Source organism: Photobacterium sp. DNB22_13_2, assembly GCF_052873915.1.
On the sequence record NZ_JBNNXU010000136.1, the window covers coordinates 1 to 272 of the forward strand.

Here is a 272-nt window from a genome sequence, read left to right on the forward strand (position 1 = left end):
CGTCCAAGTGGTGTCCGCGCCGGCATCGCCTTCGGTGTAGTTGGCAAAGCGGCCGGGCGCGCAGGCCGCCAGCCCCAACGCGGCGCCGGCGGCCAGAAACACGCGGCGACTCACGCGTGCTGGATGGGCCGACGGTTGAACCGCAGTCAGTGCGGCTTCCACCAGTTGATAGCGCCAACCCGCCGGATCGTCCTGCAAGCGCAGCAGACGGCCGCGCAGGCGAACGGCGTCATCATCCATGCGCACCGGCTGCGCGGCAAACACCTCGATGC

General features: G+C 69.9%; 1 protein-coding gene. It reads right to left on the minus strand.

The features are described 5' to 3' along the window. Positions 1–272: hypothetical protein (locus ACVA58_RS28110; protein ID WP_446513524.1), on the minus strand; the 272-nt coding region annotated here is incomplete at both ends.